Below are 25,330 nucleotides of genomic sequence, written 5' to 3' on the forward strand. Positions count from 1 at the left end.
GCGAATTCGGCTATTCGAGCGTCGGTAATCGGCGTTTTTGCGACAGGCGGCGAAGCGCGCGGCGGGCGAACTTAAAGTAAAGCTTGAATTACTGCGGATACTGTATAAAAATACAGTCACCTGTTCATACATACAGTGGCGCCATGACCAAACTCACCGCACGTCAGCAGCAGGTTTTCGATCTGATCCGCCGCGCCATCGAGCGCAGCGGCTTTCCGCCCACGCGCGCCGAAATCGCGGCCGAGCTGGGCTTCAGCTCGGCGAACTCGGCGGAGGAGCATCTGCGGGCGCTGGCCCGCAAGGGTGTGATCGAACTGGCCGCCGGCGCATCGCGCGGCATCCGGCTGCTCGCCGGGCAGGACGACGCGCCGCATCAGTTCACGCTGCCGCATGCGGCGCTGATGCAGTTGTCGCTGCCGCTGGTCGGCCGGGTCGCGGCCGGTAGCCCGATCCTCGCGCAGGAGCATATCGCGCAGCATTACGCGTGCGACCCGGCGCTCTTCTCGAGCAAGCCGGACTACCTGCTGAAGGTGCGCGGCCTGTCGATGCGCGACGCCGGCATTCTCGATGGCGACCTGCTCGCGGTGCAAAAGCGCAGCGAAGCGAACGACGGCCAGATCATCATCGCGCGTCTTGGCGACGACGTGACGGTCAAGCGCCTGAAGCGCCGGCCGAACGGCATCGAACTGATCGCCGAAAACCCCGATTACGAAAACATCTTCGTCGAGGCCGGCAGCGCGGATTTCGCGCTCGAAGGCATCGCGGTCGGCCTGATCCGGCCAACCGAATTCTGATACTCCCGCGGGTCTGCGCGGGTAACGGCTCCTTTGAGCCGCTACCCGGCGCCGCCCACGGCTACTCGTCTAGATCGTCCGGAGAGATTCATGGAACGCCTTGCCCGCTTGCTGCCCTTTCGCCAGTTCGGTCGTCTGCGCCACTTGCGCAATCTTGCGCCGTGCGCGCCCCTCGACGCCGCCCGCACGCCGCACACGGCTTCCCTGTTCGATCTCGACGAGCATGAGCGGGCCATGGCCGCAGCGGCTTTGACGCCTGCGGCACAACCGTCGTCACTGCCGTCTTCGTTGCCGGCGTTCGCACGCGTGTCGCTCAATTCCGGGCTGAACACCGAACCGGCGCGGCGTGCGCCGGTGCGCGTCTATCATGGGCCGTCGCGGCTCATCATGGTCGGCACGTTCGACGCGGTGTGCCGCATGATCGACCGCTGCATCGCCGAGGAACATGCCGCCGGTCAAGCCGCCTGATTCGCGCGTGCGCCGGCATCGACATACCATGCGGGATCGTTTTGGCGTAAATGGGGTCCACGTTAATCCCCCCCATTGGAAGGAACATCCTGCACGATGACGATTCGCACAGACCGCGCGGCACGCGCGATAAACGGCCGCATGGTTCGCGGCATGAACGGCAGCATCAGGCGACCGATGCTGGTTTCGCTGGTTGCGATTGTCGTTCTGGTTGCATTGGCATTCGTCTATGCATCGCCGTATATTGCCCTCGACCGACTGAAACGCGCGGCCGATGCGCGTGATGCCGCAACGGTGAACCAGTACGTGGACTTTCCATCGCTTCGCGAAAGTCTCAAGGAACAACTGGGCGGGCTGCTCAAGCGCAGGCTTGACGCCGAAAGTCACGGCAATCCGCTTGCCGCGCTAGGTGCGATGATCGGCGTCGCGTTGATCGGGCCATGGGTCGACGCGTATGCGACGCCGGACGGCGTCGCCGCGTTACTGAACGGCATGCCGCCGCGCGGTGAACCCGGCGAGCGCCCGCCGCCTCCGCCCGACGCGCCGGCGTCAACCGACAATGGTCAGACTGCGGCGGAGCCCTCCTCGGCGCGACCGTCCGCGCCACCGGCGGACAACCCGTCGCAACCGCCTCACCCGCCTCAACCGCCCCAGCCGCCGCAAACCACGGCCGCCTACCGCGGCATCAACGAATTCGTCGTCACGTATCAGCACGGCGTCGGCGACACGCGTTATGCGGCGATCTTCCGCCGTGCGGGGCTCTTCACCTGGAAGCTCGCGGCCGTCGATCTGAACGGCTGAGGCGGCCGGCCGGTCCTCGGGTCCGCCCCTTATGCCGGTGCGCCTGTCAGTCTGCTGCCCGGGCGGCCTCTCCGGACGCCACAGCAGACGGCTGCTCGTCGGGTGACGAACAGGCGACGAGAATGCTGCACGACACGCGATCGAGCAGCGGCGTATTGCCCGCGCCCATCCACCAGCGCGACAGGCCGTGCCGGCAGCGATGGCCGACCACGACCAGATCGACCTTCAACTCTTCCGCAAGCGCCGCGATCTCGTCGATCGGATGACCGAACGCGAAATGCCCCTGCGCCTGCACACCACGCTCGGTCAGCCAGTCGACGCCTTCCTGCAGAATATCGCGCGCCGTCTTCTCGAAGCTGCCGCACGCGACATCGGTGAGCAGGCCCGCACTTTGCGCGATGCTCGAGCGCATGTCGACCACCGACAGCAGATGCGTCTGCGCCTTCAGATCCAGCGCGAGGTCCGCTCCGCAGCGCAGCGCCTTGCGGCCTTCGCGCGAGCCGTCGTAGCACAGCAGAATCTTCTGGTAGCTCGCCATGGTGGTTCTCCCTCCCGCGCCGATCGCGGACGTCGAGTCAATCATGGTGCGCCGCAATTGCGCTTGCAAGGGATGGAAAACGCTAAGTGCGCAACAGCACGTCCGGGCCGGGATGCCGCAGCGCAAGAAAGCCGCGGCGCGCGTGTGGCGGCTGCGCGGCGCGCCCTGGCCATGGCCTAGAATAGGCACCTCTTCGGAGCGCCAACTGCGGCAGGCCACCGGTGCACGATGCAAAGCGCCGCCGCAGGTTCCTTTAGCGCCTCAATTCGTCGAGGCTCACGGTCGGCGTTCGCAGTTTCGCTATCGTGCCATCAGGCGCTTCAGCGATGTTCGCCGCCGCATCCGACTACCGTCATCAGACCATTCGCCCATGCCCGAAGCCGCGATCGAATTTCATCGAGTCGAAAAACACTACGGCGGCCGAAAGGTGGTCGACGGCCTGTCGTTCGACGTGCGCGTCGGCGAATGCTTCGGACTGCTCGGCCCGAACGGCGCCGGCAAGACCACCACGCTGCGTATGCTGCTCGGCATCGCCGCGCCCGACGCCGGCTCGATTCGCCTGTGCGGCGAACCGATCCCCGCGCGTTCGCGCATCGCCCGCGCGCGCGTCGGTGTGGTCCCGCAATTCGACAATCTCGATCCGGACTTCACGGTCCGCGAGAATCTGCTGGTGTTCGGCCGCTACTTCGGTCTCAGCGCTGCGCAGACGCGCGCGCTCGTGCCGTCGCTGCTCGAATTCGCGCGGCTCGAAAGCAAGGCCGATGCGCGCGTCGCCGAGCTGTCGGGCGGCATGAAGCGGCGCCTCACGCTTGCGCGCGCGCTCGTCAACGACCCCGATGTGCTGGTCATGGACGAGCCCACCACCGGCCTCGATCCGCAGGCGCGTCATCTGATCTGGGAACGGCTGCGCTCGCTGCTGTCGCGCGGCAAGACGATTCTCCTGACCACGCATTTCATGGAGGAAGCCGAGCGCCTGTGCGACCGGCTGTGCGTGATCGAAGAAGGCCGCAAGATCGCCGAGGGCGCACCGAAGGCGCTGATCGCCTCCGAGATCGGCTGCGACGTGATCGAAGTGTACGGCCCCGATCCGCTCGCGCTGCGCGACGAACTCGCGCCATTCGCGGTACGCATCGACATCAGCGGCGAGACGCTCTTCTGCTATGTCGACGATCCGCAGCCCGTGCTCGCGCGGCTCAAGCAGCGCGACGATCTGCGCTATCTGCACCGCCCCGCGAACCTCGAAGACGTGTTTCTGCGGCTCACCGGCCGCGAGATGCAGGATTGACCATGGACGCCCGCTCATACGACACGCCCGATCGCCCGCTCAAGCCGATGCGCAAACGCTTCGCCGCGCTGCCCGCCAATCCGTACAACTGGGTCGCGGTGTGGCGGCGCAACTACCTGGTGTGGCGTAAGCTCGCGCTCGCGTCGATGTTCGGCAATCTCGCCGATCCGATGATCTATCTGTTCGGTCTCGGCTTCGGGCTCGGGCTGATGGTCGGACGCGTCGACGGCGTGTCGTACATCGCCTTTCTCGCGGCGGGCACGGTCGCCTCGAGCGTGATGATGTCGGCGAGCTTCGAGTCGATGTACTCGGGCTTTTCGAGAATGCACGTGCAGCGCACGTGGGAAGCGATCATGCATACGCCGCTCACGCTCGGCGACATCGTGCTCGGGGAGATTGTCTGGGCGGCGAGCAAGGCGGTGCTGTCCGGCGTGGCGATTCTGATCGTCGCGGGCCTGCTCGGCTATGCGCGCTTGCCGTCGACGCTCGTCGCGTTGCCGGTGATCGCGCTGGTCGGCCTCGCGTTCGCGAGCCTCGCGATGATCGTCACCGCGCTCGCGCCGTCGTACGACTTCTTCATGTTCTATCAGACGCTGGTGCTCACGCCGATGCTGCTGCTCTCGGGCGTGTTCTTTCCGATCGCGCAGCTGCCGCCGGCCGCGCAATATGCGGCCCAGCTGCTGCCGCTCGCGCATGCGGTCGACCTGATCCGGGCCGCGATGCTGAACCGGCCGTTCGACGGCGCGGTGCTGCACGTCACGGTGCTCGCGGTCTACGTGATCGTGCCGTTTCTGATTTCAGCGGTGCTGCTGCGGCGGCGCATGATGCGGTAGCGGCGGCCGCCGTTGCGCGAGCCGTCTCCATGCACGTCGGCTCGCCTGGACGCAGCCCGACGCCGGCCGCGATTCGTCAGTCTTCGTCGTCCGACCACGGGATATCGACGTCGGAGATAAAGGCGACGGTCGCGAACGGTCCGCCGTCCTGGCGCCCGACCTTGCCGTCCGCGCGCTGCCATTCGACGCGAAACACCGTGCCTGGATCGTCGGCTATCAGCCGCACCTTGCGCACTTCGTCGGGATCGGCCTCTTCGACCGGGCCGTCGAGCGAGATCAGCAACACCTGCGGCCAGACGCCGTCGGCGGGGTCGTAGATGCGGTCGCCGTCCGGGATCAGTGTGGATACCTCGACGCCGATGGTCGCCGATGCATCGACGATCATCTTGCCGAGCGCCCGCAGCAACGCGGTCGCGCGCGCCGAATTGGCCTGGCGGATTGCAAGGTCGCCACGCGTGAGCGCCTGCTCGAGCTTCGGATTGGTCTTCTGTTGCGCCATGCGATGTCCTGAGTTGGATCGTCTTCTTGACTGTCAATACTCGCCGTACCGGGCTGCCCTCCCCCGAGCACACCGGTTCACCCCAGTTTAGTTCGAGATTCGGCCGTTGGAAGCGGCTTGAAACGCGCTGAAACCGTTGAAACCGGCTGAAACGGTTTCCAACCGCTTTACAGCGCTTCCCGATGCTGCACTGCACGACTCCGCCCGGCCGTCCGCGCCGGGCCGAATCGCGCTTCAATCGCGCTTCAATCGCGCACGTGTAACAGCACGTTTCAAGACGTGCCGCAGAACGTGCTTTGCGACTTGCTGAACTGTCCATTTCGATAGCGCGCGCCGCGGCTTGCTTCGCGATCTGCGTCACAACCTTGCTTCTCAATGTCGCTTCACGGGCTGCTTCACGGGCCTGCTTCTCGGGCCTGCTTCTCGGGCCTGCTTCTCGGGCCTGCTTCTCGGGCCTGCTTCTCGGCCCTGCTTCACAGACTGCCTCTCGGCCCTGCCGCACAGCCTACTGCACACCCGGCCTGACAGCCTACTTCACAGCGCAGTTCGCCGCCCGCTTCGCCAATCGTCCTGCGCCTTGCTCACAAGCCGAGCGCGACCGCGAGCCCGCCCGCCACGATGCCGAACCCCACCACCGACACGGCGACGATCGTCAGCACGCGCGGCCGGAACGAACGTGCGAGCATCACGAGGGACGGCACGCTGACCGGCGGCAAGGTCATCAGCAGCGCACCGGCGGGGCCGACGCCCATGCCGAGCGTCAGCATCGCCTGGATGATCGGCACTTCGCCTGCGGTCGGAATCACAAACAGCATACCGGCCACCGCAAATGCGACGATCCAGCCGATGTCGTTGCCGATCGCCGGACCGATCTGCGGAAAGAGCCACGCGCGCGCCGCGCCGAGCAGCAGGATCAGCACCACATATTCCGGCACGAGGCGCACCGCCATGCGCGCGAGGATCGACAGCCACCGCGCGAATGCGTTGCCCGCCTGCTGACGCGTGATCAGTTCGGCCAGACGTGCGTCAGCCGCGCGCGATTCGGCGGGCGTCACAAGCCGGTTCACCAGATAACCGATGCCGAACACCAGCAAGGCGCCGAGCGCAAGCCGCAAGCCCGCCCATTGCCAACCGAGCACGAACCCCATGAACACGAGCGTGGCCGGATTGAGCACCGAGTTGCCGAGCCAGAACGCAATCGCGCCGCCTGGCGACGCCTCGCGCTCGCGCAGCCCGACGACGACCGGCGCCGCGCAGCACGTGCACATCATGCCGGGGATCGCCAGCAGACCACCCGCCGCGACACTGCCGAAGCCCGTCTTGCCGAGCACCTTCGCGACCCAGTGGGCCGGCAACAGCGCCTGCACTGCGGAGCCGAGCAGCAAGCCGAGCACCATCGCCTGCCAGATCGCCTTGCCGTACGCCCATGCATAGCCGAGCGCGGCGGCCACCGACGGCGCGGGCGGACGCGCCGCGCTGCCCATCAGGATCGACGTGCCGATCGAATGCGTCGACGCCGCAGTAAATGCGCGGTGATAGTACGGAAACCATTTCACATAAAAGAGTCCCGCGATTGCGAGCAACAGGAAGATCGGCCACCCCGGCGCCGGGGGAGCTTGTCGCGTGGTGTTCATCTGGGTTGTCCTCTGATGTTGTTGTAGGTGAATTCGTTTGTTTGTCTGCCTGTTTTCCGCATGCTTCCTGTTGGCGCTCAACGCGTACGCCGCGCGCACCCGCTGTACCCGCTACGGCGCCCGCGTCAGCGCGCTGCCTTTTTATTGTCTGGCTAACCCCTGCGGCGAGCCGGGTCGGCCGGATGCGCCGTGCATGCGTGCGCTATGTCGATGCATGCACGATCCTCGCTTCATCGACGCCGGCCGGCAACTGTGCAAGCAGCGCTTGCGCCTGGTTCACCGGATCAGCGGCGGTCGGCCTGAACGTGAATTGCCGGGCATGCGCGAGCTGGCTGAAGTGCTGCCGGCAACTGCGCTGATACGCCGGATCGTAGTGCCGTTCGAGCAGTTCGTAAAACAGTTCGCTGCGCGCGTTTTCATCGATCAGCTGCTGCCAGCGCATCACCTGCTCGCGGCTATGCAATCCGATCAGCGGGTCGAGCTGCCGCTTGAATCTGGCCGGATCGTCGAACAGATGCGCGTAGTCTTCGAGCAGGAACGCGACCCGCTCGTCGAGCGCGGCGCGAATCTCGACACACGTGCCGCGCCGAAACCGTTCGAGCAGCGCATCGGGCAAGGTGATCGCGCCGATGCGCCGGCTTTCGGCTTCGACGAACACCGGCCGCGCCGGATCGAATTGCGCGAGCGCGACGATCAGCGCGCTGTCGAAGGCCTTTTGCGACGGTTGCGGCCGGTCGGGCCATGCGCCGAGCAGCGAACCGCGATGGCATGCGAGGCCTTCGAGTTCGAGCACCTGGGCGCCGGCGTCGCGCAATGCATGCAGCAGCCGCGTCTTGCCGGTGCCCGTATGGCCGATGAGCGCGATATAGTCGAAACGCTGCGGCCATGCCGCGAGCTTCTCGACCACCGAGCGGCGGTAGGTCTTGTAGCCGCCGTCCAGCTGCCGCGCCTGCCAGCCGATCATGTTGAACATCGTTGTCATGGATCCGGAGCGCTTGCCGCCGCGCCAGCAGTAGATCAGCGGTCGCCAGTTGCGCGGCCGGTCGGCAAAGGTCGTGTCCAGATGCTGGGCAATATTGCGCATCACGAGTGCGGCGCCGTGGCGGGTTGCCTCGTACGGCGACACCTGCTTGTACATCGTGCCGACAATCACGCGCTCTTCGTTCGACAACACCGGCACGTTGATCGCACCTGGAATGTGATCTTCGGCGAATTCGAGCGGCGTGCGCACGTCGACGATTTCATCGAAGCGCGCGATTTCAGCGAGCGGCGCAAGCAGACTTTTCAATTTGGCAACGCGAAAATGATGAGGCGTATCCACGCGCAAGCGTCGCTTGCGCCGGGGCCGGCCAGTCGTAAGTCTGTCATTATCTCATGCGTGTGCCGCTTGCCGACGAACACGGTCACGCGACGAAAACAGCGCCGATCAGTAAAATGTCGCTCCGGTGGCCGTTCGAACGGCACGGCCCGCGATGCATCGCGAATTCGTGTTCGGCGAATTTGCCGCGGGCGTGCTGCGCGGGTGCTGCGCGGGTGCTGCATGAGTGCCGCTTGTTTGTCGCCTGTTGTCGCCTGTGCGCCACCTGTGCGGCGCATGTTTTTCCACCGGTTTGCAATCTCCCATTCTCACCCGATCAGCCGGAGCACCTTCCGATGTCAGATTCGCCGTCCGCAGCCGCACGTTCAGAAGACTCGTCGCTGATCGTGATGCTCGTCGCGGCCGCGTTCTTTATGGAGAACCTCGACGGCACGATCATCGCGACCGCGCTCCCGCAAATGGCGCACTCATTCGGCGTGCATCCGGTCGATCTGAGCATCGGCATCACGTCGTATCTGCTGACGCTCGCGGTGTTCATTCCGATCAGCGGCTGGGCGGCGGACCGCTTCGGCGTGCGCAACGTATTCACCGCCGCGCTCGCCGTCTTCACCGTGGCGTCGGTCGCCTGCGGGATGACCGACGGCCTTGTCAGCTTCACGGCGGCGCGCATCGTGCAAGGCATCGGCGGCGCGATGATGGTGCCCGTCGGCCGGCTCGCGGTGCTGCGCGCGACGCCTAAAGAAGACCTGATGCGCGCCCTCGCGATCATCACGTGGCCGGGACTCGCGGCGCCCGTCATCGGGCCGCCGCTTGGCGGGTTCATCACGACCTATTCGTCGTGGCGCTGGATCTTCTATGTGAACCTGCCGCTCGGTCTGATCGGCATCGTGCTTGCATGGCGTTTTATCCACGCGGCCGGCGACAGCGAACGGCGGCCGTTCGACAGCCTCGGGTTCGTGCTGTGCGGCGTGTCCGGCACCGCGATCATGTACGCGATGGAACTGCTCGGCCGCGTCGATACGCGCTGGTCGCAAGCACTCGCGTTTCTTGCCGGCGGACTCGCAGCGGGCGCAGCCGCGCTGGTTCACGTACGGCGCACGCCGCATCCGGTCATCGATCTGAGCGCGCTGCGCGTGAAGACGTTCGCGGTATCGATGGCGGGCGGGTCGCTGTTCCGAGTTTCGGTCAGCGCGGTGCCGTTTCTGCTGCCGCTGATGTTCCAGCTCGGCTTCGGCATGAACGCGTTTCGCTCGGGCCTGCTGACGCTCGCGGTGTTCGCCGGCAACCTGTCGATGAAACTCGTCGCGACGCAGGTGATGCGGCGCTTCGGCTTTCGCGCGGTGCTGCTCGCCAACGGCGTGCTGGCCGCCATGTCGCTCGCCGCGATGAGCCTGCTCCTGCCCGATACGCCGTACTGGATTATCTTCGCGGTGCTGTTCGCAAGCGGGCTCGTACGTTCGCTGCAGTTCAGCGCGATCAACACCTTGAGTTTTGCCGACGTGCCGAAACCGCAGATGAGCGGCGCCTCGACGCTATCGAGCACGGTCCAGCAACTGACGCTCGGCATGGGCGTCGCACTCGGCGCGATCGCGCTGCGTGTGGCCGCGTGGGTTCATGGGCACGATGCGCAGTCGGTCACCGCTGCCGACTTCAGCGTCGCGTTTCTGCTGGTTGCGGCGGTCGGGCTCGCGTCGATCTTCGACGTGTTTGGGCTCGATACCCGCGCCGGTGCACATGTCAGTGGACATCGCCCCACGCGGACCGAGGCGACACGATGAAGACCGAAGACCTCGAACTGCTCGTCACGCGCGTGATGCCGTTCGGCAAATACAAGGACCGCGTGATCGCCGACCTGCCGGGCCACTATCTGAACTGGTTTGCGCGAGAGGGCTTTCCGCCCGGCGAAATCGGGCGGCTGCTCGCGTTGATGCATGAGATCGATCACAACGGGCTCAAATCGCTGCTGGAACCGCTGCGCCGCCGCACATAGCCCGGCCGAATCCCGCTGAATGAACGAAAACTGCCGCGATCCCGACACGAAGCCGACTGAAGACCGCTGTTTGGTAACAGTTTGTCATCTTGCACGGGTTGAAATCCATCTTTTAAGCGGATACTGTAGTCACGCGCTTGATCTCCAAGGAACCTTTTTCATGCGCAGCCCCGCTCCAAAAATTTCGGCGGGGTTTTTTTTCGTCGATGGGCTGGGCGGCGTGCGGTACTGATCGGGTTGGCGCCGAAGCGCTGGGCCTTGGGCGGCCACCCGTCTCGCGGCGGCTACCCGGCGACCTGACCGACGCCACCTGCCGCCACGCCGTGCGGGCCGGGTCGCGGCAACAGGTCGACGAGCCGGCGCCCTTCCGCATAGCCTGCGTCGCGTGCTTCATCTTCGCTGCGAAAGGTCGTGACCATTTCCTGAAAACGCGTGCTCTGACCGGCCAGATGCGCGTCTGCGCCGTGCCGGCAGAAATAGGCGGTGTAATGCCAGAGCGTATCGGGCGCCGGCGGCCCATAGGCGAGTACCGGCAACACCCAGACTTCGTAACCGTTGTGCTCGATGCGGTCCCACATGTTCGGCTCCCGGGTGACGATTCTTCAGGAATCCTAGCATGCGGGTTCGGCTTGATACGCGCGTGATGGGCACTTCGTCAGCGTCGGCAGCGTAACGTCGTGCGACATTCAGCGGCCGATGGCTCAATGCACGATCGAACCGGCTTCGCCTGGCTGACTCGACGCGAAGGCGAGGTTCTCGCGCGGCGGCGCAGTTCCGTTCTAGCCGGCCGCCGCCGGTTCAGATTCGTCGGGCACTACGTCGCCGAACTGCGTTGCGACGTAGTAACGCATCGCGGCAACCAGAGGCGTCGCGCCATGGCAGCGAAAACGCGGTGCTTCGTCCGTCGCGCCGGCGCCCCATGCGTGTGCTTGCGAATAGCCGATACAGATATGCGCGCGCTCGATAATCGCGCCGCCATGGGTCCAGTCCGTCGATGGGGCGAACGCAGCTTCGAGCGCGCCGGCCGGGTCGCCATCGCATGCCGGCTCCTCGATCCAGCAAAAGCCATCGTCGACGCGCGGCTTGGGCAACTGCGCGACGCGCGCAACCCAATAGTCGAGCAACGGACCTTCCAGATCGGCAACGTTCATTGATTCTCCCCTTTGGCCGTTCGGTTCGGCGGCAAACATCCAGACGTCAATAGTAGCTTTTGTTGGAAGCGGATGCCGATAGTGGCTTGCGTAGTGCACTACCGCGCGCTGCGCGCATAAGGACTTCCACGCGACAGCGTGACGATGCGACCGCATAGCATGCGAAGTCTATCGAAGCTGAACCTTACGGGGAATGTATATGGGGTGGCTGATGGGACTCGAACCCACGACGACAGGAATCACAATCCTGGACTCTACCAACTGAGCTACAGCCACCACTGGAAAATCTGCTTGGCTTGCCTAGAACTGGCTCGCCGATGAAGAAGCGAGATTATACAAACACGATCTGCGTTTGCCTAGCCCTTTATTCCAACATTTCGATCGCGGCGCTTTGCCAGGCGCTGTCCCGTTCGATCGGTTCACGCAAATGCTGGCGTGCTTCATCGAAGATCGCGAGGTCGCGCGCCGCGAGCTTGCGGCTATCGGACAACACGCGGCGCCAGCCGCGCGCACCGGCCACGCCGCGATACAGACCGAGCGCATGCCGCACGATCGCGCCGGGATAGGTGCCGCGCGCGAGCTCGGCCGCACAGTATTCGATCAGCTTCGTCTCCACTTCATCGCGCGTCGGCGCCGCAGCCGTCGCGCCATAGAAACGCGCATCGACACCCGCGAGCAGATAAGGATGGTGATAAGCCTCGCGCCCGAGCATCACGCCATCGACGTGCTGCAGGTGCAGCTCGACTTCATCGAGTGTCTTGATACCGCCGTTGATGATGATCTCGAGATCCGGGAAATCGCGCTTCAGGCGGTACGCGTATTCGTATTTGAGCGGCGGAATTTCGCGATTCTCCTTCGGGCTGAGTCCTTTGAGAATCGCATTGCGCGCATGCACGATAAACACATTGCACCCCGCATCGGCAATTGTGCCGACGAAGTCGCGCACGAACTCATAGTGCTCCACCGCGTCGACACCGATCCGATGCTTGACCGTGACCGGCACCGACACCGCATCGCGCATCGCCTTCACGCAGTCGGCCACGAGCTGCGGCTCGTTCATCAGACACGCACCGAACGCGCCGCGCTGCACGCGCTCGGACGGGCAGCCGCAATTCAGATTGATCTCGTCGTATCCCCATTGTTCGCCGAGGCGTGCCGAACGCGCGAGATCCGCGGGTTCGCTGCCGCCGAGCTGCAGCGCGACGGGCGCTTCATCCGCGGTAAACGCGAGATGACGCGCAACGTCGCCGTGGATCAGCGCACCGGTGGTGACCATCTCGGTGTACAGCCACGTATGACGCGAAATCGTGCGATGGAAATAGCGGCAGTGCCGATCGGTCCAGTCCATCATCGGCGCGACGCTCACGCGGCGAGGCCGCACGGCTTGACTTGAAAGCATAAAAAATGGTGCCAGAAAGCGAAATCAACTCGCCATTTTACCGTAGCGCGGCCTCGGCCCGCCGCGTCGCATTCCTTTACCGACCCTGCATTTCTCAATAATTGGATAGCGTTCCCGTTGGAATATTGCGGCCGGCAACCTTGCAACCCCCGCCGGATAAGGCCGAGGGATTGTTTCGATTGACAGAATAGTAATTTCGAGATATCGCGCACAAATTTTCGATAGTAAGGGTATACACTGCGCTCCAACGATGTCGCTGCATCCTTTCGCAAAGCAATCCACGCGACGTCTTTCCGAATCGAAACTTATGGAGGTTGTCACCATGAAGACCAAACTGATCGCTGCTGCTCTTATCGCCGCTTCCGCCGCTGTTGCAGCACCCGCTTTTGCAAGCGGCATGGGCCCGGATCCGTCGTATCGTCCGCAGATCGGCGCACCGGCGTCGCAACGTGGCCAAAGCGCACAAACGCTGGCTGCAGAGCGCCAGCAAGCCGACGACAACGTGGTCGCATACGGCGGCGTGCGTTCGGGCGACACCCAAACGGGCAACCGTACGGCACAAACGACGCCGACAGACGAGCCGGTGTTCAAGGGCCACTAAGCCACAGCCGCCAGGCCAGCCGGCAGAGCCGCTCAGACTCTCGCAGCAAATCGGAACCGGGCGTTCGAATCGAACGCCCGGTTTTTTTGTGCGTCAATCTCGCGCTGCGGCGATGCCGCTGTCGATTGCGTCGCGCGCGGCATGCAGCGCGGCTTGCGCCGCGGCCCGTTCGGTCGGCCAGAAGCGATCGACATGCACGAGCCGCCAGTCCAACGCTACGACACCTGCTTTCAACACCCTGAAGTGCGCCTTGACGCCGGTCAGCACCTGCTCGACCGCGACCTCGATGTCGTATTCCTTGTAGCGCTCCTGATAGTCGCCCATGTCGAGCCCGCTTGGCTCCATGTCCGGCTCTCCTGCACGCAACGCATGCCTGTCACACACTCTCCGCGGCGCGCACCGCGGCGACCCGTCATGCGCCGCCGGTCAGGCGGCGCCCCTGCCGCGCATCAATCGCAATCGCCGGACAGATACTTCCTGCCGTCGCAGGTAATTTCAACGGCGTCGCTGCCGCCCGCCTTCGCGACTAATCCCGCGCCCAGCAGTTCGGCCGCCACCTGAGCCGGTAACGGCGCCGGCGCCGCGCCGGCCTGTTTGTCATTCAGATGCCGCAGCGCGTCGATCGCGCCGGAACTCAGAGCTTTCATCATGGCAACCTCCGCAAGCTGAGGAATGACCTTCGTTCGCCGCCGTTGCTCAACTCATGCTAGCACTTCCAGCGACGCTTGCCGGGCGGAAGCCGACGTGCATGCACGTGATGCGTCCCGGTAAATCGAGAGATTCCCGGTGCGGCACAAAGTCTGCGAGGGAACCGGCGGGGCATCCGCGCACCCAACGGAACATGATCGGGAAACCGGGCACTCACCCGGGAGGAGGATCGCAATGAACGGATTCAGGCCGATAGCGTCGGCGCTCGCCACAGCCGCCGTGCTGGGCGCCGTCATGTCAGCGAGCAGCGCAGTGTCGGCGCAGACTGCGCCGGCGCAAGGTCGCGGCGCATCGATGGTCAAGCCGCCGTCGGAGGCGTCGGGCGGCTCCGACAATCCGGACAATATGCCCGTCAAGAAACCGCGCAAGCCGACCAACGACAGGATGATGCACGATCCCCCCGCCAGCGCGGCCAATGCGAAGTAGCGGATACGACCCCGCGTTCAAACACGCGCGCTTCGCCGCGACGCTCGATGCGATGATGCTCGATGCGCGCGGCGCAAAGCGCGTCAAAGCCGCGCGATCGATACTTCAGTCGACTTCACGAGCGCGATCACCTCGGCGCCCTGCACAAGTTCGAGCTCATCGATCGAGCGCGTGGTGATCACCGACGTCACGATGCCGAACGGCGTCTCGACATCGACCTCCGAGACGACCGGACCGCGGATGATCTCCTTGATTTTGCCTTTGAACTGATTGCGAACGTTGATTGCGGCGATGCTCATGCGTGTGTCTCCCAGAGAAAGTCGATCAAGTGGACAGCGGTTCAAACGGCCCAGCGAATCTGCGACGCCCGCACCACGGGCGAGGCGCAAAGCGCAGCGGATGGCGCAGCGCCGCCGGGCGCCGGCGGCGACGCCGCGCCGTCGTCCGCGTCGCGCTTGAGCACCTGCCGCAACACGCGGTCTTCGAGGCTTGCAAAGCCCGCCGACGCGCGTTCGCGCGGACGTGCGAGCGGCACCGGCAGGTCCAGCGCGATGCGCCCTTCTTCGATCAGCAGAATCCGGTCGGCAAGCGCCACCGCCTCGTGCACGTCATGCGTGACGAGCAGCGCCGTGAATCGATGTTCTCGCCACAGCCGCTCGATCAGCGAATGCATTTCGATGCGCGTGAGTGCATCGAGCGCGCCGAGCGGTTCGTCGAGCAGCAGCAATTGCGGTCGATGCACGAGCGCGCGAGCGAGCGCGACGCGCTGCCGCTGACCGCCCGATAGTTGCGCAGGCCAGTCGTTCGCACGCTCGATCAGCCCGACTTCGGCCAGCACCGCGCGCGCATCCTCGCGCGCGCCGCGGCCAAGGCCCAGCATGACGTTTTGCAGTACCGATTTCCACGGCAGCAGGCGCGCGTCCTGGAACATGATGCGCGTATCGAAGCGCGCACCGTTCGATGCACCGCCGGCGGCACGCTTGTCGACCGTGCCGGCGGTCGGCGTTTCCAGATCTGCGATCAGACGCAGCAGCGTCGATTTCCCGCAGCCGCTGCGCCCGACAATCGATACAAAGCTGCCGCGTTCGATCGACAGATCGAGCTCCGCGAGCACCGTGCGTGCACCGAACTGTTTGCGCACGCCGCGCAATTCGACTGCGTGATCGGCAACGCGCTCGCGCAGCGACGCGCCGGCCGGCGCGAACACCGCGTGCGGTTCGCGGTCCGTGATGCGCCGGAGCGCGCTTCCTGCGTCGCGGCCGAACCCGCTCGCCGCCGCGCCGTTCAGCGCGGCCGGCGCATGCGCAACGTCGCGTGTCTGCGCAGCACGCGCGGCTCCCGCGTCGGTTTCGCGCGTGCGCCACTGCGCGAGTTCCGCTTCAAGATCGGCGCCGGCAATGCCGCCGAACGACGTCGAATAACCCGTCGAGCTCATCGCTGCGCTCCTCGTTGATAGGCGGGATGCCAGCGCAGCGTCACGCGCTCGAGCCCTTTGGCGAGCACATCGGCAAGCTTGCCGAGCGCCGCGTACAGCAGGATGCCGACGACCACCACATCGGTTTGCAAGAACTCGCGCGCGTTCATCGTCATATAGCCGATGCCCGACTGCGACGAGATCGTTTCCGCGACGATCAGCGTGACCCACATCAAACCGAATGCGAAACGCACGCCGACCAGAATCGACGGCAGCGCGCCCGGCAGGATCACGTCGCGGTAGAGCGCGAAGCCCTTCACGCCATAGCTGCGCGCCATCTCGATCAGATTCGCGTCGACCGAGCGGATGCCGTGGAACGTATTCACGTAGACCGGAAAGAACACGCCGAGCGCGACCAGAAACACCTTCGCCTCTTCCTCGATGCCGAACCATAGAATGACGAGCGGAATCATCGCGAGCGCGGGGATATTGCGGATCATCTGCACGCTCGAATCGAGCGCGATTTCGGCGGACCTGAAGAGGCCGGTCGCCAGTCCGAGCGCGAAGCCGATGCCGCCGCCCAGCGCAAAGCCCGACACCGCGCGCCACGTGCTCACCTTCACGTCGGCCCACATCTCGCCCGAGCGGATCAGCGACCACGCGGCCTTCACCACCGCCAGCGGCTCGGGCAGCACGCGCGTCGACAGCACGCCGCTGCGTGCCGCGAGTTCCCACGCGAGCAGAATCGCAAGCGGCACGAGCCACGGCGCGACGCGCTGTCCATACGCGGCGGCGAGGTTGCGTTTATTCGAAGCTACGGCTACGGCAACAGACATGAATGCCCCCTCCCCGCTCAGCTTTGCGCGGCCTGCGGCGCGTAGTGGTTGCCGATGATCTCGCCGAACGGCCCCGACAGCGGACCGCTGACCGTCGCGCGCTCGCGGCCCGGCAACAGCGGAAACACGAGTTCGGCAAACCGGTAAGACTCCTCGAGATGCGGATAGCCGGACAGAATGAACGTCTCGATACCGAGCGACGCATACTCGTTCATCCGCTCGGCAACCTGCTGCGCGCTGCCGACCAGCGCGGTGCCCGCACCGCCGCGCACGAGGCCGACGCCGGCCCACAGGTTCGGATACACCTCCAGTTCCTTGCGGCCGCCGCGCTTGCCGCCGTGCAGCGCGGCCATGCGGCGCTGACCCTCCGAATCCATCTTCGCGAATGACGCCTGCGCGCGTGCGATCGTTTCATCGTCGAGCTTGCTGATCAGCTTGTCGGCGGCGGCCCACGCCTCCTCCTCCGTCTCGCGCACGATCACGTGCAGGCGAATCCCGAAGCGGATCTGGCGGCCGTTCTGCGCGGCACGCGCGCGCACCTCGCTGATTTTCTGTTTGACTACCGCGGGCGGTTCGCCCCACGTCAGATACGTATCGATATGCTCGGCCGCAACCTGATATGCAGCCGGCGACGACCCGCCGAACCACAGCGGCGGATGCGGATTCTGCACCGGCGGATAAAGCAGCTTGCCGCCCTTCGACTTCAGATGCGTGCCGATAAAATCGATCGACTCGCTGCGATGCGCGCCCTCGAGCAGACCGCGCCAGATGCGCAGAAATTCGTCGGTGATCTCATAGCGCGTGTCGTGATCGACGAACAGGCCGTCACCTTCGAGTTCCGCCGCATCGCCGCCGGTCACGACGTTGATCAGCAGGCGTCCGCCGGAGAGCCGGTCGAAGGTCGCCGCCATCCGCGCGGACATCCCCGGCGATGAAATGCCGGGACGAATCGCGACGAGGAACTTCAGCCGGCGCGTGACGGGAATCAGGCTCGACGCGACCACCCATGCGTCTTCGCACGAGCGGCCGGTCGGCAGCAGCACGCCTTCGTAGCCGAGCGTGTCGGCGGCCGTGGCGATCTGCTGGAAATAGCTGTAATCCGCGGCGCGCGCGCCATCGGACGTGCCGAGATAGCGGGTGTCGCCGTGCGTCGGAATGAACCAGAACACATTCATCTGAGGCTCCTGCCTGTGCCAGATCGAGAAGTTGAATAAAGCGCGCCGCGCATGGGCGCGTCGAACACGGCGCGCGCGACGCGAGAGGCGCGCAGCGGCCACGCGCCGCGCATCGTCAAACACGAATGAAACGCGAAGGAGAAAGAAGCGTCGTGCTAGGCACGCCGCCGCAAACGCGCGCCCGGGCCGGCAGCGGCGGAGCTTGCGTGAATCGGTATCGGACAGGACATCGCGACGGCTTCCCTCGGAAAGACGCGCATCGGCTGCGCGGCATGAAAACAGATGACGGCGCACAACGCCGTGCGCATCGGAAAACAGTCTATGGAGCGGGCCGCGAGTTTAGAACGATTTTTTTGAGCTTAGGTTTTCCGCTTTCGTGATTTGACCGATCGCCGTGCTGCCGCGTCGCGCATCGGCGGGTGTCGGCGGGTGTCGGCGGGTGTCGGCGGGTGTCGGTTGGTGTCTTTCAGGCGGCGCGACGCGATGGGATGCGATGCGCGTCGAATCGACGGGCGCCATCGATATAATGACGCACGTTTTCCGACAATCCCGCGAGGCCGCGCCGGCCTTGCCTCTCGCGTGTGCGATAGATGCAAAAATTGATACTGCCGTTCGTGTCCGGATTTCTCGCCTCGCTGTTTTTCCACGAGGCGACACTCGGGCTGCTGCACGCGGCCGGCATGATCGAGCCGAGCGGCTTTTCGATCGCGCCGTTCGCCCCGCTCGGCCTGCCCGAATTTATCGCGAACGCGATCTGGAGCGCGGTGTGGGGCGTGCTGATGGCCTGGCTGTTGCGCGTGTCGCCGGAACGGAGCGCGCCGTGGGTGCCGGCCTTCCTGTTCGGCGGCATCGTGCTGACGGCCGGCAGCGTGTTCGTCATCGATCCGCTGCGCGGCATCTGGCCGGCCGGCAACATGCTGCCGCGGCTGGCGGTCGGCTTCGCCGCGAACGCGATGTGGGGTTGGGGCGCGCTCGTGTTCATGCGCGCGTTCATGGCGCGTGATGAATCGTAATGGGTGGCCGGCGTGCGCGCCGGACTGTGGTGACGATTGGCGGTGGTGACGATTGGCGGTGGTGACGATTGGCGGTGGTGACGATTGGCGGTGGTGACGACGGCCCGCGCTAACAGTCCGCGCTAACGGCCCGCCGCGGCCAAAGACTGCCGATGGTCACGATCGCCCGCGCGAACGACTCGCCGGTACTAGTGACTGCCGGTGCTGACGACCGCCCGCACTAATGACTGCCCGCACTAACGACCCACCGCTGCTCACGACCGCCGATGATCGGACTGCCGATAGTCACGACTGCCAGCGCCAACGACTCGCCGGTACTAACCACCGCCAGCACGCTTCACCGTCGCATGCGCGTCACCCCTGCAGGTCGCGCAGCGGATGCGCGGCCGCCGGCCACGGGCTCTCGAACATCTGCGCCACATACTCGGCCGGCACGTCTTCGATGCGGGCAAAGCGCCAGTTCGGCCGGTTGTCCTTGTCGATGATGCGCGCGCGGATGCCTTCGCTCACGTCGCCGCGTTCGAAGGTCGAGCGCGTCAGATCGAGATCGCGCCGCAGGCAGTCCGCCATCGTGCCTTCCGCGCGCGTCACCAGTTCGAGCGACATCGCCATCGCGAGCGGCGAGCGCTCGCGCAACACGCCGCCGACCTGCTCCGCCCAGTCCGCATTCGCGCAATCGCCCTCCGCGTCGAGCGAGGCGATGATGCGCGGCACGTCGGGCAACGCGAAGTGCCGGTCGACCAGCGTGCGGACATCGGCCAGCGCCGAGGTATCCGGCGTCGGCACGACCTTGCAGGCCGCGGCCTCGCGTGCGACGCAGCTCACCACGTCCGCGCCCTGCTCGAACACCTCGGTCTGCAACCGGTCGAGCAGCGCGGGGAGCGCGTCGTCTTCGATATACGCATCGGCAAGGCCCGCATAGAGCGCGTCGGCCGGCCCGAGCGCTTCGCCGGTCACGGCGAGATACCGCCCGATCGCACCCGGCGTGCGCGCGAGAAACCAGCTGATGCCGACATCCGGAAACAGGCCGATGCGCGTTTCCGGCATCGCCATGCGCGTCGACGTGGTGACGACGCGCAGCCCGCCGGTGCGATATGCGCCCTGTGAAATGCCCATGCCGCCGCCCATCACAACGCCATTGGTCAATGCGATATACGGCTTCGGGTACGTGAAGATCGCGTGATTGAGCCGGTATTCCTCGATAAAGAAAGTATCGAGCGCGTCACGCTCGCCGCGCTGATGCGCGTCGTACAGGAAACGGATATCGCCGCCCGCACAGAATGCGCGGGCATGCGCGCTGCGCACCAGCACCGCGAGCACGTCGGGGTCGTTGCGCCAGTTCTCGAGCGCGCCATGCATCGCGCGGATCATGCCGGTCGACAGCGCATTCAGCGCCTTCGGCCGATCGAGTTCGATGAAGCCGATGCGATTGGCGACATAGGTCGAAACGTCTTCGCTGACGGGAAGCGGTTCAAGGGTCGACATGGTGAATAACGCAGACAAAAGTAACAATCGGCAGGTTCAACGGTAACACGTGCCGTTATGACGCAATATGACCGGACGCTTTCGGTGCGCAATTGGCTCGCGCAGCTTGCTCGCACTCACGCTCACGCTGGCGTGCGCAACCGCGCAACCGCGCAGGCGCGAGGCCGCGCCGGTTCACGGGCGCGGCGGCGGCTTCGTCTTTGCAGCGGACGCCGCAGCAGCACCCGATTTATCCGCCCTGCCCGACGCCGCGGCGGCCGTGCGCTTGCGCGCCCTGGCGGGTGCGGCTGCGTGCCCCGCGTACGCGCCGCCGAACCATGCATCGAATGTCGCGTCCACGACGTTGTCGAGCGGCACGCGCGGAAAGACCGGACAGGTCAGCCGCAACGCGACGATGCCATGCATCGTCGCCCACAGCGCTTCGGTCCATGCGACGCTGTCGACCGACGCGGGCAAGCGGCCTTGTGCCTTCAGCTCGTCGAGCGCATCGACCACCAGCCGGAACGCGGCTTCGCCGGTGTCGTCGCCGGCCTCGCGCGCGCTCGCGAACGCGGCGCCGATATAGGTCGGATCTTCCATGAAGATCAGCCGGTACGTCTCCTGATGCGTGATGCCGAACGACACGTAGGCGCGCCAGATCGCCTTGAGCCGGTCCGCGGGATCCGCCACCGACAGATGAGGCTGCAATGTTTCGAGCAATTGCGCGTAACCCTCGGTGCACAATACGCGCGCGATTTCATCGCGACTCTCGAAGTGCAGATAGAGCGTGGCCGGTGAATATTCGATCGCATCAGCGATCTTGCGCATCGACAACGCGGCGAGGCCTTCACGCATGACAATGCGCCGCGACGCATCGAGGATGCGTTCGCGCAGCACCTGCTTCTCGCGATTCTTCCGTTCGGCAATTCCCATGGCAGCGATTTTCGGGTTGACAAAATGAAAAGTCAAATTAAACTGAACACCGTTTAGTGAACAGTGTTCAGCGAGGCGTGCGCATTCGGTGCATGCCTTCGCGCATGTCGTGCCGTCAGGACGATCGACGCACCGAACGCTGCTGAAACCATCACGCCAAGCTCGCGGAGCCGATATGGAAAACCATCGCAACAGTTCTGCTCAAATCGGCCTGTTCGGCGCGGCCGGCGCCGCCGGACAGAGCATCGCCGCCGCGCTTGGCGCGCGCGGCGTGCGCTATCGCGCGATCGGCCGGTCGCGGCAAGCGCTCGAAGCCGCGTTCGGCGATGACCCGCATGCGGACATCGCCATCTGGGATCCGCAGGATCCGTCATCCGTCGAGGCCGCGGCTGCCGGACTGCAAACCGCCATCTATCTGGTGGGGGTGCCCTACGACCGCTTTGCGATGCATCCGCAGTTGATGCGCAACACGCTCGCGGGACTCAACGCGGCCGGTGTGCAACGGCTGATTCTGATCGGCACCGTCTATCCGTACGGCCGCCCGCGGCACAATCCGGTCACCGAAACGCATCCGCGCGACCCTCACACATTCAAAGGCCGCATGCGACTCGAGCAGGAAGCGCTCGTCCTCAATGCGCACGGACGTGACGGCCTCGCGACGCTGGTGCTGCGCTTGCCCGACTTCTATGGCCCGGGCGTCGAACGCAGCTTTCTACATGGCGTGTTCGAAGGCGCGGCACGCGGCGGCCGCGCGCAGATGATCGGCCCGATCGACACACCGCACGAATTTATTTTCATGCCTGATCTCGGCCCCGTTGTCGCGACGCTCGCCAACACGCCTGCGGCCTATGGCCGCGTCCTGCATCTCGCGGGCGCCGGCACGATCACGCCGCGTGAAATTGCGACGCGCGCGTATGCGCTCGCCGGCCGGCCGCCGAAACTGATGGTCGCGGGCAAGACGACGTTGCGAGTCCTGGGCCTCTTCAACCCGATGATGCGGGAACTGGTGGAGATGCACTATCTGCTGACCGAGCCGGTCGTCCTCGACGATACCGCGTTGCAAGCGCTGATCGGCCCTATCAGCAAGACCTCCTACGATGAAGGCATCCGGCTCGCTTTTGCCGCGGCAAAACGCGCACTGAGCCTGCATGCAAAGGCTCGCGCCTGACGGGCAACGCGCGCGCGGCCGGCTTTACGAACCGACGACCTTGCCGGGCGGAAAGTGCCCGCTCTTTAGCAGCACGGGCGTGCCGTTGCTGATCTGCAAATGCTCACGCGCAACGGCTTCGATGCGCGGCCGACCGTTGTCGAACGCGCGCATCCAGCCGTCGCGGTCTCGCGGTCGCGCGTCGAAGTGATCTTCGAGCGCTTCGACGGAGATCGCGCACGGCACCGGTTCGCCATCCACCAGTGCGCGGAAAACGATGGTCAGATTCGAATCGCGGTATGCGGGCGCGTCCGCGGGAAAGCGAATGTCCATGTTCGCCTCATCTGAATGATCGTGCCGACGCCCGTATTGCCGCACAGCGGCATGATCGGGCATGTCGGGCTATGGTACGCGTGCGCGCAACGGACAGTCCAATTGCGCGCGCCGTCCCGATGATTGCTCGGGATGCGTTGCTGAACGCGCATTCACGTTGCCTGCAACAGGCGGTCGATATACGCGCGCGCGGACGCTTCGATATGCTCGAGCGCCGCTTCTTCCGTCGCGAATCGCTGCTCGTCGCCGAGGTCGAGCAGCGTCTCGATGCGATGCGGATCGTCGGGACCGCGCCGCGACAGACTGACGGAACCGACATAGATGCCACCCGCCGCATCGGGCCGCGCGGCCGTCTCGTGCGCGCTCACGAGCCTCGCGGCGGCGCTGATGTAATACCCGCGATAAGGTCCGGTTACGCGTTCTGCCATATTCACCTCCGTATGCTGGACTTGTGCGGCCGGCGACGAAGCGCCGGCGATTGTGCAAGAATCGTGCGGGATCGATTGCCTCGACGCCGCCTTTCACGCGTATTGCTATAAGGCGCGCGTAACGGAAATTAGTTCTGCGCGCGCCGCCGCTGTACGTTGCGCGATGGACTTGTCGGCCGTGTGGGCGGCGTGCATGGCGGCGGCGTACCGGTGTCAGGCTCCGATGCGCTGCGCGCCGATGTACCGGCCGATATACCGACCGATCTGCCGACGGACCGACGTGCCGTATGCCGACGTACCGATACTGCAGACATCCGCTGAACCCAGCCGCGCGAATGGCAATCGATGTCGCGCACAACCTCAAACCTCATCCGAAAACACTCGCCGCTATTGCGATATGGGAAAATATTTCATCCGGGACACTGAAGTCGCCGAACCCGACGCGGCGAGCGCGTGGTTCACCTATGCGGACGCGCATGGCATCGAGGTGCCGAAAGCCATCAGCATCTGGGAAGACGCGGCGACCGACGAGGGTTCCGAAAGCCGGCAGAGGGTCGGCGATGCGGGCATCCGCATCGAGCCGGGCATCGGCTGATGCATGACCGCACGCGCACGACACACGGCACACCTGTCACGGCGCGGCTCAATCGTTGCACGAGCCGCGCGAACCACGGCGGCATCGCTGCACGGCCCGCTCATACTCACCACACACGAGGACATCTCATGAGGCACCCCACGACGCGCCTGCGCCCGCCACATTCTTTTCTTGACGCAACATGGTGGCGCGCCGCACGGCTGCCTGGTCTCGTGTTGATCGCCGCAAGCCTCGGCGCTTGCGCGTCGTCGAACAAGACATCGTTGATCAACCTGCCGAATGGCGAGACCGGGTTCGCGGTGAACTGCAGCGGCGCCGATGCGGGATCGAGCTGGGCATCCTGCTATGTGCAGGCCGGCAAGGCATGCGGCCCCACCGGCTACGACATCGTGTCCAAAGACAACGATGAAGGCGGCACGGCGGGGGGCGGCATCACCAACGTCGTATCGGCGAACGTGAAAAACCGCTCGATGATCATTCGCTGCAAGTAAGCGCGTCCGGCACGGACGCCGCCACGCGGCAACGCGGACACGACGATGGGAACACCGACGCGCGGTCCGGCGCCGGACCGCACACGGTATGTCAGTGCGCCTGCATCTTCGAAAACAGATTGAGCACGACGACGCCGGCGACGATGAGACCCAGCCCGGCCACAGCAGGCAAGTCCGGCACCTGCCTGTACACCACGAGTGCGACCAGCGTGATCAGCACGATGCCGACGCCCGACCAGATCGCATAGACAATGCCGACGGGAATGCTCTTCAGCGTGAGCGACAGCATGTAGAACGACACGCCGTAACCGAGCACCACGACCACCGCGGGCAGCCAGCGCGTAAAGCCGGCGGATGCGCGTAGCGCCGACGTGGCGATCACTTCGGCGACAATCGCGATGGCGAGCAATGCGTAAGGGGGCAGGCGCATCGAATCAGGCCTTTGCCAGCGCGAGCTTGCCGTAGTCCTGATCGAGTTGCGCGCACAGCGCTTCGACGACGAGCTCATGATCCGCGCGCTGCGGCAAACCGGATACCGTGATCGAGCCGATCACGCCGACGCCCGCCACCGTCAACGGAAACGCACCGCCATGCGATGCGTAGTCGGCAACGGCGAGACCATGCTTGTCCGCAAGCGTGGCGCCCGATTGCTGCAGCCGCAGTCCGACCGCATACGAGCTGCGACGAAATTGCGCGACGACATTACTCTTGCGGCGCGCCCACTCGATGTTGTCCGGCGTCGCACCGTCGAGCGCGCAAAAGAACAGCGGCTGACCGAACGTGCGCACGTCGATAGCGAGCGCGAGCCCGCGGGCCTTGGCAATTTCATGCAGGTACGCGCCGAGTTGCCATGCGCGATCGGGATCGAATTGCGCAAACACCAGCGCCTTTTCCTGAGCGGCGATTGTTTGCAGGTCGTGAACGATGTCCATGTGCGATTGAATGGCAAAGAGAAAGAGAACGCTGCGAGCATGCCGGTGCCGCAGATCGAATGGCGATTCTAGCGCAGCCACTATCGGCGCCTGCGCGCATCCGCTACCGCGTGACGGGGCCGCG

32 protein-coding genes and 1 tRNA gene are annotated in these 25,330 nt (G+C 65.1%); 13 read left to right on the forward strand and 20 right to left on the reverse strand.

Annotated elements, in window-relative coordinates; translation table 11 throughout:
* Positions 1–143 precede the first annotated feature (143 nt).
* The 3 genes from lexA (at position 144) to HV675_RS14145 (ending at position 2,063) form a co-directional block, all read left to right on the forward strand.
* Positions 144–794, forward strand: a complete 651-nt coding sequence (lexA, locus tag HV675_RS14135; RefSeq protein ID WP_175111544.1) for a transcriptional repressor LexA — start codon at positions 144–146, stop codon at positions 792–794.
* Positions 795–884: 90 nt separating this feature from the next.
* Positions 885–1,262, forward strand: a complete 378-nt coding sequence (locus HV675_RS14140) for a hypothetical protein (RefSeq protein WP_175111621.1) — start codon at positions 885–887, stop codon at positions 1,260–1,262.
* Positions 1,263–1,439: 177 nt separating this feature from the next.
* The gene (locus HV675_RS14145; protein ID WP_377700652.1) at positions 1,440–2,063 is read left to right on the forward strand and encodes a DUF2939 domain-containing protein; all 624 of its coding nucleotides are present in this window, start codon (positions 1,440–1,442) and stop codon (positions 2,061–2,063) included.
* A gap of 46 nt (positions 2,064–2,109) precedes the next feature.
* On the opposite strand, the gene HV675_RS14150 is transcribed toward HV675_RS14145, so the two are convergent.
* The gene (locus HV675_RS14150) at positions 2,110–2,601 is read right to left on the reverse strand and encodes a universal stress protein (RefSeq protein WP_175111545.1); all 492 of its coding nucleotides are present in this window, start codon (positions 2,599–2,601) and stop codon (positions 2,110–2,112) included.
* A 370-nt stretch (positions 2,602–2,971) separates the two neighbouring features.
* On the opposite strand from HV675_RS14150, the gene nodI reads away from it, so the two are divergent.
* Together nodI and HV675_RS14160 are read left to right on the forward strand one after the other, a co-directional pair.
* Positions 2,972–3,886, forward strand: coding sequence for a nodulation factor ABC transporter ATP-binding protein NodI (gene nodI, locus HV675_RS14155; protein ID WP_175111546.1), 915 nt, complete (start codon positions 2,972–2,974; stop codon positions 3,884–3,886).
* 2 nt (positions 3,887–3,888) lie between these two features.
* Positions 3,889–4,719 (forward strand): ABC transporter permease, encoded by an 831-nt coding sequence (locus HV675_RS14160; RefSeq protein ID WP_175111547.1) that lies wholly within the window; start codon positions 3,889–3,891, stop codon positions 4,717–4,719.
* 76 nt (positions 4,720–4,795) lie between these two features.
* On the opposite strand, the gene HV675_RS14165 is transcribed toward HV675_RS14160, so the two are convergent.
* The 3 genes from HV675_RS14165 to mnmH form a co-directional block, all read right to left on the reverse strand.
* Positions 4,796–5,218, reverse strand: a complete 423-nt coding sequence (locus HV675_RS14165) for a hypothetical protein (RefSeq protein WP_175111548.1) — start codon at positions 5,216–5,218, stop codon at positions 4,796–4,798.
* Positions 5,219–5,799: 581 nt separating this feature from the next.
* Positions 5,800–6,852 carry a permease gene (locus HV675_RS14170; protein ID WP_175111549.1) on the reverse strand — a complete coding sequence of 351 codons (1,053 nt, stop codon included), beginning with the start codon at positions 6,850–6,852 and terminating at the stop codon, positions 5,800–5,802.
* A gap of 202 nt (positions 6,853–7,054) precedes the next feature.
* The gene (gene mnmH / locus HV675_RS14175; RefSeq protein ID WP_175111550.1) at positions 7,055–8,140 is read right to left on the reverse strand and encodes a tRNA 2-selenouridine(34) synthase MnmH; all 1,086 of its coding nucleotides are present in this window, start codon (positions 8,138–8,140) and stop codon (positions 7,055–7,057) included.
* A 365-nt stretch (positions 8,141–8,505) separates the two neighbouring features.
* On the opposite strand from mnmH, the gene HV675_RS14180 reads away from it, so the two are divergent.
* Positions 8,506–9,948 (forward strand): MFS transporter, encoded by a 1,443-nt coding sequence (locus HV675_RS14180; protein WP_175111551.1) that lies wholly within the window; start codon positions 8,506–8,508, stop codon positions 9,946–9,948.
* Positions 9,945–10,160 (forward strand): DUF3820 family protein, encoded by a 216-nt coding sequence (locus tag HV675_RS14185; protein WP_175111552.1) that lies wholly within the window; start codon positions 9,945–9,947, stop codon positions 10,158–10,160. Before HV675_RS14180 ends, HV675_RS14185 begins: the two co-directional genes overlap by 4 nt.
* Before the next feature lie 284 nt (positions 10,161–10,444).
* Here HV675_RS14185 and HV675_RS14190 read toward each other — a convergent pair whose 3' ends face one another.
* The 4 genes from HV675_RS14190 to dusA all read right to left on the reverse strand — a co-directional run bounded on the left by HV675_RS14190 (position 10,445) and on the right by dusA (position 12,710).
* Positions 10,445–10,738, reverse strand: a complete 294-nt coding sequence (locus tag HV675_RS14190) for a hypothetical protein (protein ID WP_175111553.1) — start codon at positions 10,736–10,738, stop codon at positions 10,445–10,447.
* A gap of 201 nt (positions 10,739–10,939) precedes the next feature.
* Entirely contained in the window at positions 10,940–11,311 is a 372-nt protein-coding gene (locus HV675_RS14195; protein ID WP_175111554.1) for a phage protein NinX family protein, read from the reverse strand.
* A 200-nt stretch (positions 11,312–11,511) separates the two neighbouring features.
* Positions 11,512–11,587: transfer RNA gene (locus tag HV675_RS14200), tRNA-His, on the reverse strand.
* A gap of 88 nt (positions 11,588–11,675) precedes the next feature.
* Positions 11,676–12,710, reverse strand: a complete 1,035-nt coding sequence (gene dusA / locus HV675_RS14205) for a tRNA dihydrouridine(20/20a) synthase DusA (RefSeq protein WP_175111555.1) — start codon at positions 12,708–12,710, stop codon at positions 11,676–11,678.
* Between the two features lie 322 nt (positions 12,711–13,032).
* Here dusA and HV675_RS14210 point away from each other — a divergent pair, with 322 nt between their 5' ends.
* Positions 13,033–13,311 (forward strand): hypothetical protein, encoded by a 279-nt coding sequence (locus HV675_RS14210; RefSeq protein WP_175111623.1) that lies wholly within the window; start codon positions 13,033–13,035, stop codon positions 13,309–13,311.
* A gap of 93 nt (positions 13,312–13,404) precedes the next feature.
* Here HV675_RS14210 and HV675_RS14215 read toward each other — a convergent pair whose 3' ends face one another.
* Together HV675_RS14215 and HV675_RS14220 are read right to left on the reverse strand one after the other, a co-directional pair.
* Positions 13,405–13,656 (reverse strand): DUF6566 family protein, encoded by a 252-nt coding sequence (locus HV675_RS14215; RefSeq protein ID WP_175111556.1) that lies wholly within the window; start codon positions 13,654–13,656, stop codon positions 13,405–13,407.
* A gap of 104 nt (positions 13,657–13,760) precedes the next feature.
* The gene (locus tag HV675_RS14220; RefSeq protein WP_175111557.1) at positions 13,761–13,961 is read right to left on the reverse strand and encodes a hypothetical protein; all 201 of its coding nucleotides are present in this window, start codon (positions 13,959–13,961) and stop codon (positions 13,761–13,763) included.
* 292 nt (positions 13,962–14,253) lie between these two features.
* On the opposite strand from HV675_RS14220, the gene HV675_RS14225 reads away from it, so the two are divergent.
* Positions 14,254–14,445, forward strand: a complete 192-nt coding sequence (locus HV675_RS14225) for a hypothetical protein (RefSeq protein ID WP_246270276.1) — start codon at positions 14,254–14,256, stop codon at positions 14,443–14,445.
* Positions 14,446–14,528: 83 nt separating this feature from the next.
* Here HV675_RS14225 and HV675_RS14230 read toward each other — a convergent pair whose 3' ends face one another.
* Genes HV675_RS14230 through ssuD form a run of 4 tightly spaced genes read right to left on the reverse strand, consistent with a single transcriptional unit; the run spans position 14,529 to position 17,870 of the window.
* The gene (locus HV675_RS14230; protein ID WP_175111559.1) at positions 14,529–14,744 is read right to left on the reverse strand and encodes a TOBE domain-containing protein; all 216 of its coding nucleotides are present in this window, start codon (positions 14,742–14,744) and stop codon (positions 14,529–14,531) included.
* Positions 14,745–14,785: 41 nt separating this feature from the next.
* Positions 14,786–15,880 (reverse strand): ATP-binding cassette domain-containing protein, encoded by a 1,095-nt coding sequence (locus HV675_RS14235; RefSeq protein ID WP_175111560.1) that lies wholly within the window; start codon positions 15,878–15,880, stop codon positions 14,786–14,788.
* Positions 15,877–16,695, reverse strand: a complete 819-nt coding sequence (ssuC, locus tag HV675_RS14240) for an aliphatic sulfonate ABC transporter permease SsuC (RefSeq protein ID WP_175111561.1) — start codon at positions 16,693–16,695, stop codon at positions 15,877–15,879. Before ssuC ends, HV675_RS14235 begins: the two co-directional genes overlap by 4 nt.
* A 17-nt stretch (positions 16,696–16,712) precedes the next feature.
* On the reverse strand, positions 16,713–17,870 hold the full coding sequence (gene ssuD, locus HV675_RS14245) for an FMNH2-dependent alkanesulfonate monooxygenase (RefSeq protein WP_175111562.1): 1,158 nt from the start codon (positions 17,868–17,870) through the stop codon (positions 16,713–16,715).
* Between the two features lie 590 nt (positions 17,871–18,460).
* On the opposite strand from ssuD, the gene HV675_RS14250 reads away from it, so the two are divergent.
* Positions 18,461–18,883, forward strand: coding sequence for a hypothetical protein (locus HV675_RS14250; protein WP_175111563.1), 423 nt, complete (start codon positions 18,461–18,463; stop codon positions 18,881–18,883).
* A 354-nt stretch (positions 18,884–19,237) separates the two neighbouring features.
* Here the strand turns inward: HV675_RS14250 and HV675_RS14255 are convergent, their stop codons facing one another.
* Complete coding sequence (locus HV675_RS14255) at positions 19,238–20,368, reverse strand: enoyl-CoA hydratase/isomerase family protein (protein ID WP_175111564.1); 1,131 nt, start codon at positions 20,366–20,368, stop codon at positions 19,238–19,240.
* Between the two features lie 174 nt (positions 20,369–20,542).
* Positions 20,543–21,280: a TetR/AcrR family transcriptional regulator gene (locus HV675_RS14260; protein ID WP_175111565.1), complete on the reverse strand. Its 738-nt coding sequence runs from the start codon at positions 21,278–21,280 to the stop codon at positions 20,543–20,545.
* 175 nt (positions 21,281–21,455) lie between these two features.
* Between HV675_RS14260 and HV675_RS14265 the strand changes: the two genes are divergently transcribed.
* Positions 21,456–22,448, forward strand: a complete 993-nt coding sequence (locus HV675_RS14265; protein ID WP_175111566.1) for an NAD-dependent epimerase/dehydratase family protein — start codon at positions 21,456–21,458, stop codon at positions 22,446–22,448.
* 24 nt (positions 22,449–22,472) lie between these two features.
* On the opposite strand, the gene HV675_RS14270 is transcribed toward HV675_RS14265, so the two are convergent.
* Together HV675_RS14270 and HV675_RS14275 are read right to left on the reverse strand one after the other, a co-directional pair.
* Positions 22,473–22,760, reverse strand: coding sequence for a DUF1488 family protein (locus HV675_RS14270; protein WP_175111567.1), 288 nt, complete (start codon positions 22,758–22,760; stop codon positions 22,473–22,475).
* A gap of 152 nt (positions 22,761–22,912) precedes the next feature.
* On the reverse strand, positions 22,913–23,188 hold the full coding sequence (locus HV675_RS14275) for a hypothetical protein (protein ID WP_175111568.1): 276 nt from the start codon (positions 23,186–23,188) through the stop codon (positions 22,913–22,915).
* A 397-nt stretch (positions 23,189–23,585) separates the two neighbouring features.
* Between HV675_RS14275 and HV675_RS14280 the strand changes: the two genes are divergently transcribed.
* Positions 23,586–23,783: a hypothetical protein gene (locus HV675_RS14280; RefSeq protein WP_175111569.1), complete on the forward strand. Its 198-nt coding sequence runs from the start codon at positions 23,586–23,588 to the stop codon at positions 23,781–23,783.
* Positions 23,784–23,911: 128 nt separating this feature from the next.
* Positions 23,912–24,274, forward strand: a complete 363-nt coding sequence (locus HV675_RS14285; protein WP_246270261.1) for a hypothetical protein — start codon at positions 23,912–23,914, stop codon at positions 24,272–24,274.
* 91 nt (positions 24,275–24,365) lie between these two features.
* Here the strand turns inward: HV675_RS14285 and HV675_RS14290 are convergent, their stop codons facing one another.
* Positions 24,366–24,698, reverse strand: coding sequence for a DMT family transporter (locus HV675_RS14290; RefSeq protein WP_377700651.1), 333 nt, complete (start codon positions 24,696–24,698; stop codon positions 24,366–24,368).
* A 10-nt stretch (positions 24,699–24,708) separates the two neighbouring features.
* Positions 24,709–25,206 carry a heme-degrading domain-containing protein gene (locus HV675_RS14295; protein WP_175111571.1) on the reverse strand — a complete coding sequence of 166 codons (498 nt, stop codon included), beginning with the start codon at positions 25,204–25,206 and terminating at the stop codon, positions 24,709–24,711.
* Positions 25,207–25,330 lie beyond the last annotated feature (124 nt).

Origin of the sequence: Paraburkholderia solisilvae (assembly GCF_902859875.1) — a bacterium.
Lineage (GTDB): Bacteria > Pseudomonadota > Gammaproteobacteria > Burkholderiales > Burkholderiaceae > Paraburkholderia > Paraburkholderia solisilvae.

Coding starts and splice junctions, on each gene's coding strand:
- HV675_RS14215 (WP_175111556.1), bottom strand. CDS start 13,656: ATGGAGCCAAGCGGGCTCGACATGGGCGACTATCAGGAGCGCTACAAG.
- HV675_RS14190 (WP_175111553.1), bottom strand. CDS start 10,738: ATGTGGGACCGCATCGAGCACAACGGTTACGAAGTCTGGGTGTTGCCG.
- HV675_RS14170 (WP_175111549.1), bottom strand. CDS start 6,852: ATGAACACCACGCGACAAGCTCCCCCGGCGCCGGGGTGGCCGATCTTC.
- HV675_RS14225 (WP_246270276.1), top strand. CDS start 14,254: ATGTCAGCGAGCAGCGCAGTGTCGGCGCAGACTGCGCCGGCGCAAGGT.
- HV675_RS14210 (WP_175111623.1), top strand. CDS start 13,033: ATGAAGACCAAACTGATCGCTGCTGCTCTTATCGCCGCTTCCGCCGCT.
- ssuC (WP_175111561.1), bottom strand. CDS start 16,695: ATGTCTGTTGCCGTAGCCGTAGCTTCGAATAAACGCAACCTCGCCGCC.
- nodI (WP_175111546.1), top strand. CDS start 2,972: ATGCCCGAAGCCGCGATCGAATTTCATCGAGTCGAAAAACACTACGGC.
- HV675_RS14280 (WP_175111569.1), top strand. CDS start 23,586: ATGGGAAAATATTTCATCCGGGACACTGAAGTCGCCGAACCCGACGCG.
- HV675_RS14140 (WP_175111621.1), top strand. CDS start 885: ATGGAACGCCTTGCCCGCTTGCTGCCCTTTCGCCAGTTCGGTCGTCTG.
- ssuD (WP_175111562.1), bottom strand. CDS start 17,870: ATGAATGTGTTCTGGTTCATTCCGACGCACGGCGACACCCGCTATCTC.
- HV675_RS14230 (WP_175111559.1), bottom strand. CDS start 14,744: ATGAGCATCGCCGCAATCAACGTTCGCAATCAGTTCAAAGGCAAAATC.
- HV675_RS14250 (WP_175111563.1), top strand. CDS start 18,461: ATGCAAAAATTGATACTGCCGTTCGTGTCCGGATTTCTCGCCTCGCTG.
- HV675_RS14195 (WP_175111554.1), bottom strand. CDS start 11,311: ATGAACGTTGCCGATCTGGAAGGTCCGTTGCTCGACTATTGGGTTGCG.
- dusA (WP_175111555.1), bottom strand. CDS start 12,710: ATGCTTTCAAGTCAAGCCGTGCGGCCTCGCCGCGTGAGCGTCGCGCCG.
- HV675_RS14145 (WP_377700652.1), top strand. CDS start 1,440: ATGCTGGTTTCGCTGGTTGCGATTGTCGTTCTGGTTGCATTGGCATTC.
- HV675_RS14270 (WP_175111567.1), bottom strand. CDS start 22,760: ATGGACATTCGCTTTCCCGCGGACGCGCCCGCATACCGCGATTCGAAT.
- HV675_RS14160 (WP_175111547.1), top strand. CDS start 3,889: ATGGACGCCCGCTCATACGACACGCCCGATCGCCCGCTCAAGCCGATG.
- HV675_RS14285 (WP_246270261.1), top strand. CDS start 23,912: ATGAGGCACCCCACGACGCGCCTGCGCCCGCCACATTCTTTTCTTGAC.
- HV675_RS14165 (WP_175111548.1), bottom strand. CDS start 5,218: ATGGCGCAACAGAAGACCAATCCGAAGCTCGAGCAGGCGCTCACGCGT.
- HV675_RS14185 (WP_175111552.1), top strand. CDS start 9,945: ATGAAGACCGAAGACCTCGAACTGCTCGTCACGCGCGTGATGCCGTTC.
- HV675_RS14265 (WP_175111566.1), top strand. CDS start 21,456: ATGGAAAACCATCGCAACAGTTCTGCTCAAATCGGCCTGTTCGGCGCG.
- HV675_RS14220 (WP_175111557.1), bottom strand. CDS start 13,961: ATGATGAAAGCTCTGAGTTCCGGCGCGATCGACGCGCTGCGGCATCTG.
- HV675_RS14180 (WP_175111551.1), top strand. CDS start 8,506: ATGTCAGATTCGCCGTCCGCAGCCGCACGTTCAGAAGACTCGTCGCTG.
- HV675_RS14235 (WP_175111560.1), bottom strand. CDS start 15,880: ATGAGCTCGACGGGTTATTCGACGTCGTTCGGCGGCATTGCCGGCGCC.
- HV675_RS14255 (WP_175111564.1), bottom strand. CDS start 20,368: ATGTCGACCCTTGAACCGCTTCCCGTCAGCGAAGACGTTTCGACCTAT.
- HV675_RS14275 (WP_175111568.1), bottom strand. CDS start 23,188: ATGGCAGAACGCGTAACCGGACCTTATCGCGGGTATTACATCAGCGCC.
- HV675_RS14295 (WP_175111571.1), bottom strand. CDS start 25,206: ATGGACATCGTTCACGACCTGCAAACAATCGCCGCTCAGGAAAAGGCG.
- HV675_RS14260 (WP_175111565.1), bottom strand. CDS start 21,280: ATGGGAATTGCCGAACGGAAGAATCGCGAGAAGCAGGTGCTGCGCGAA.
- lexA (WP_175111544.1), top strand. CDS start 144: ATGACCAAACTCACCGCACGTCAGCAGCAGGTTTTCGATCTGATCCGC.
- HV675_RS14150 (WP_175111545.1), bottom strand. CDS start 2,601: ATGGCGAGCTACCAGAAGATTCTGCTGTGCTACGACGGCTCGCGCGAA.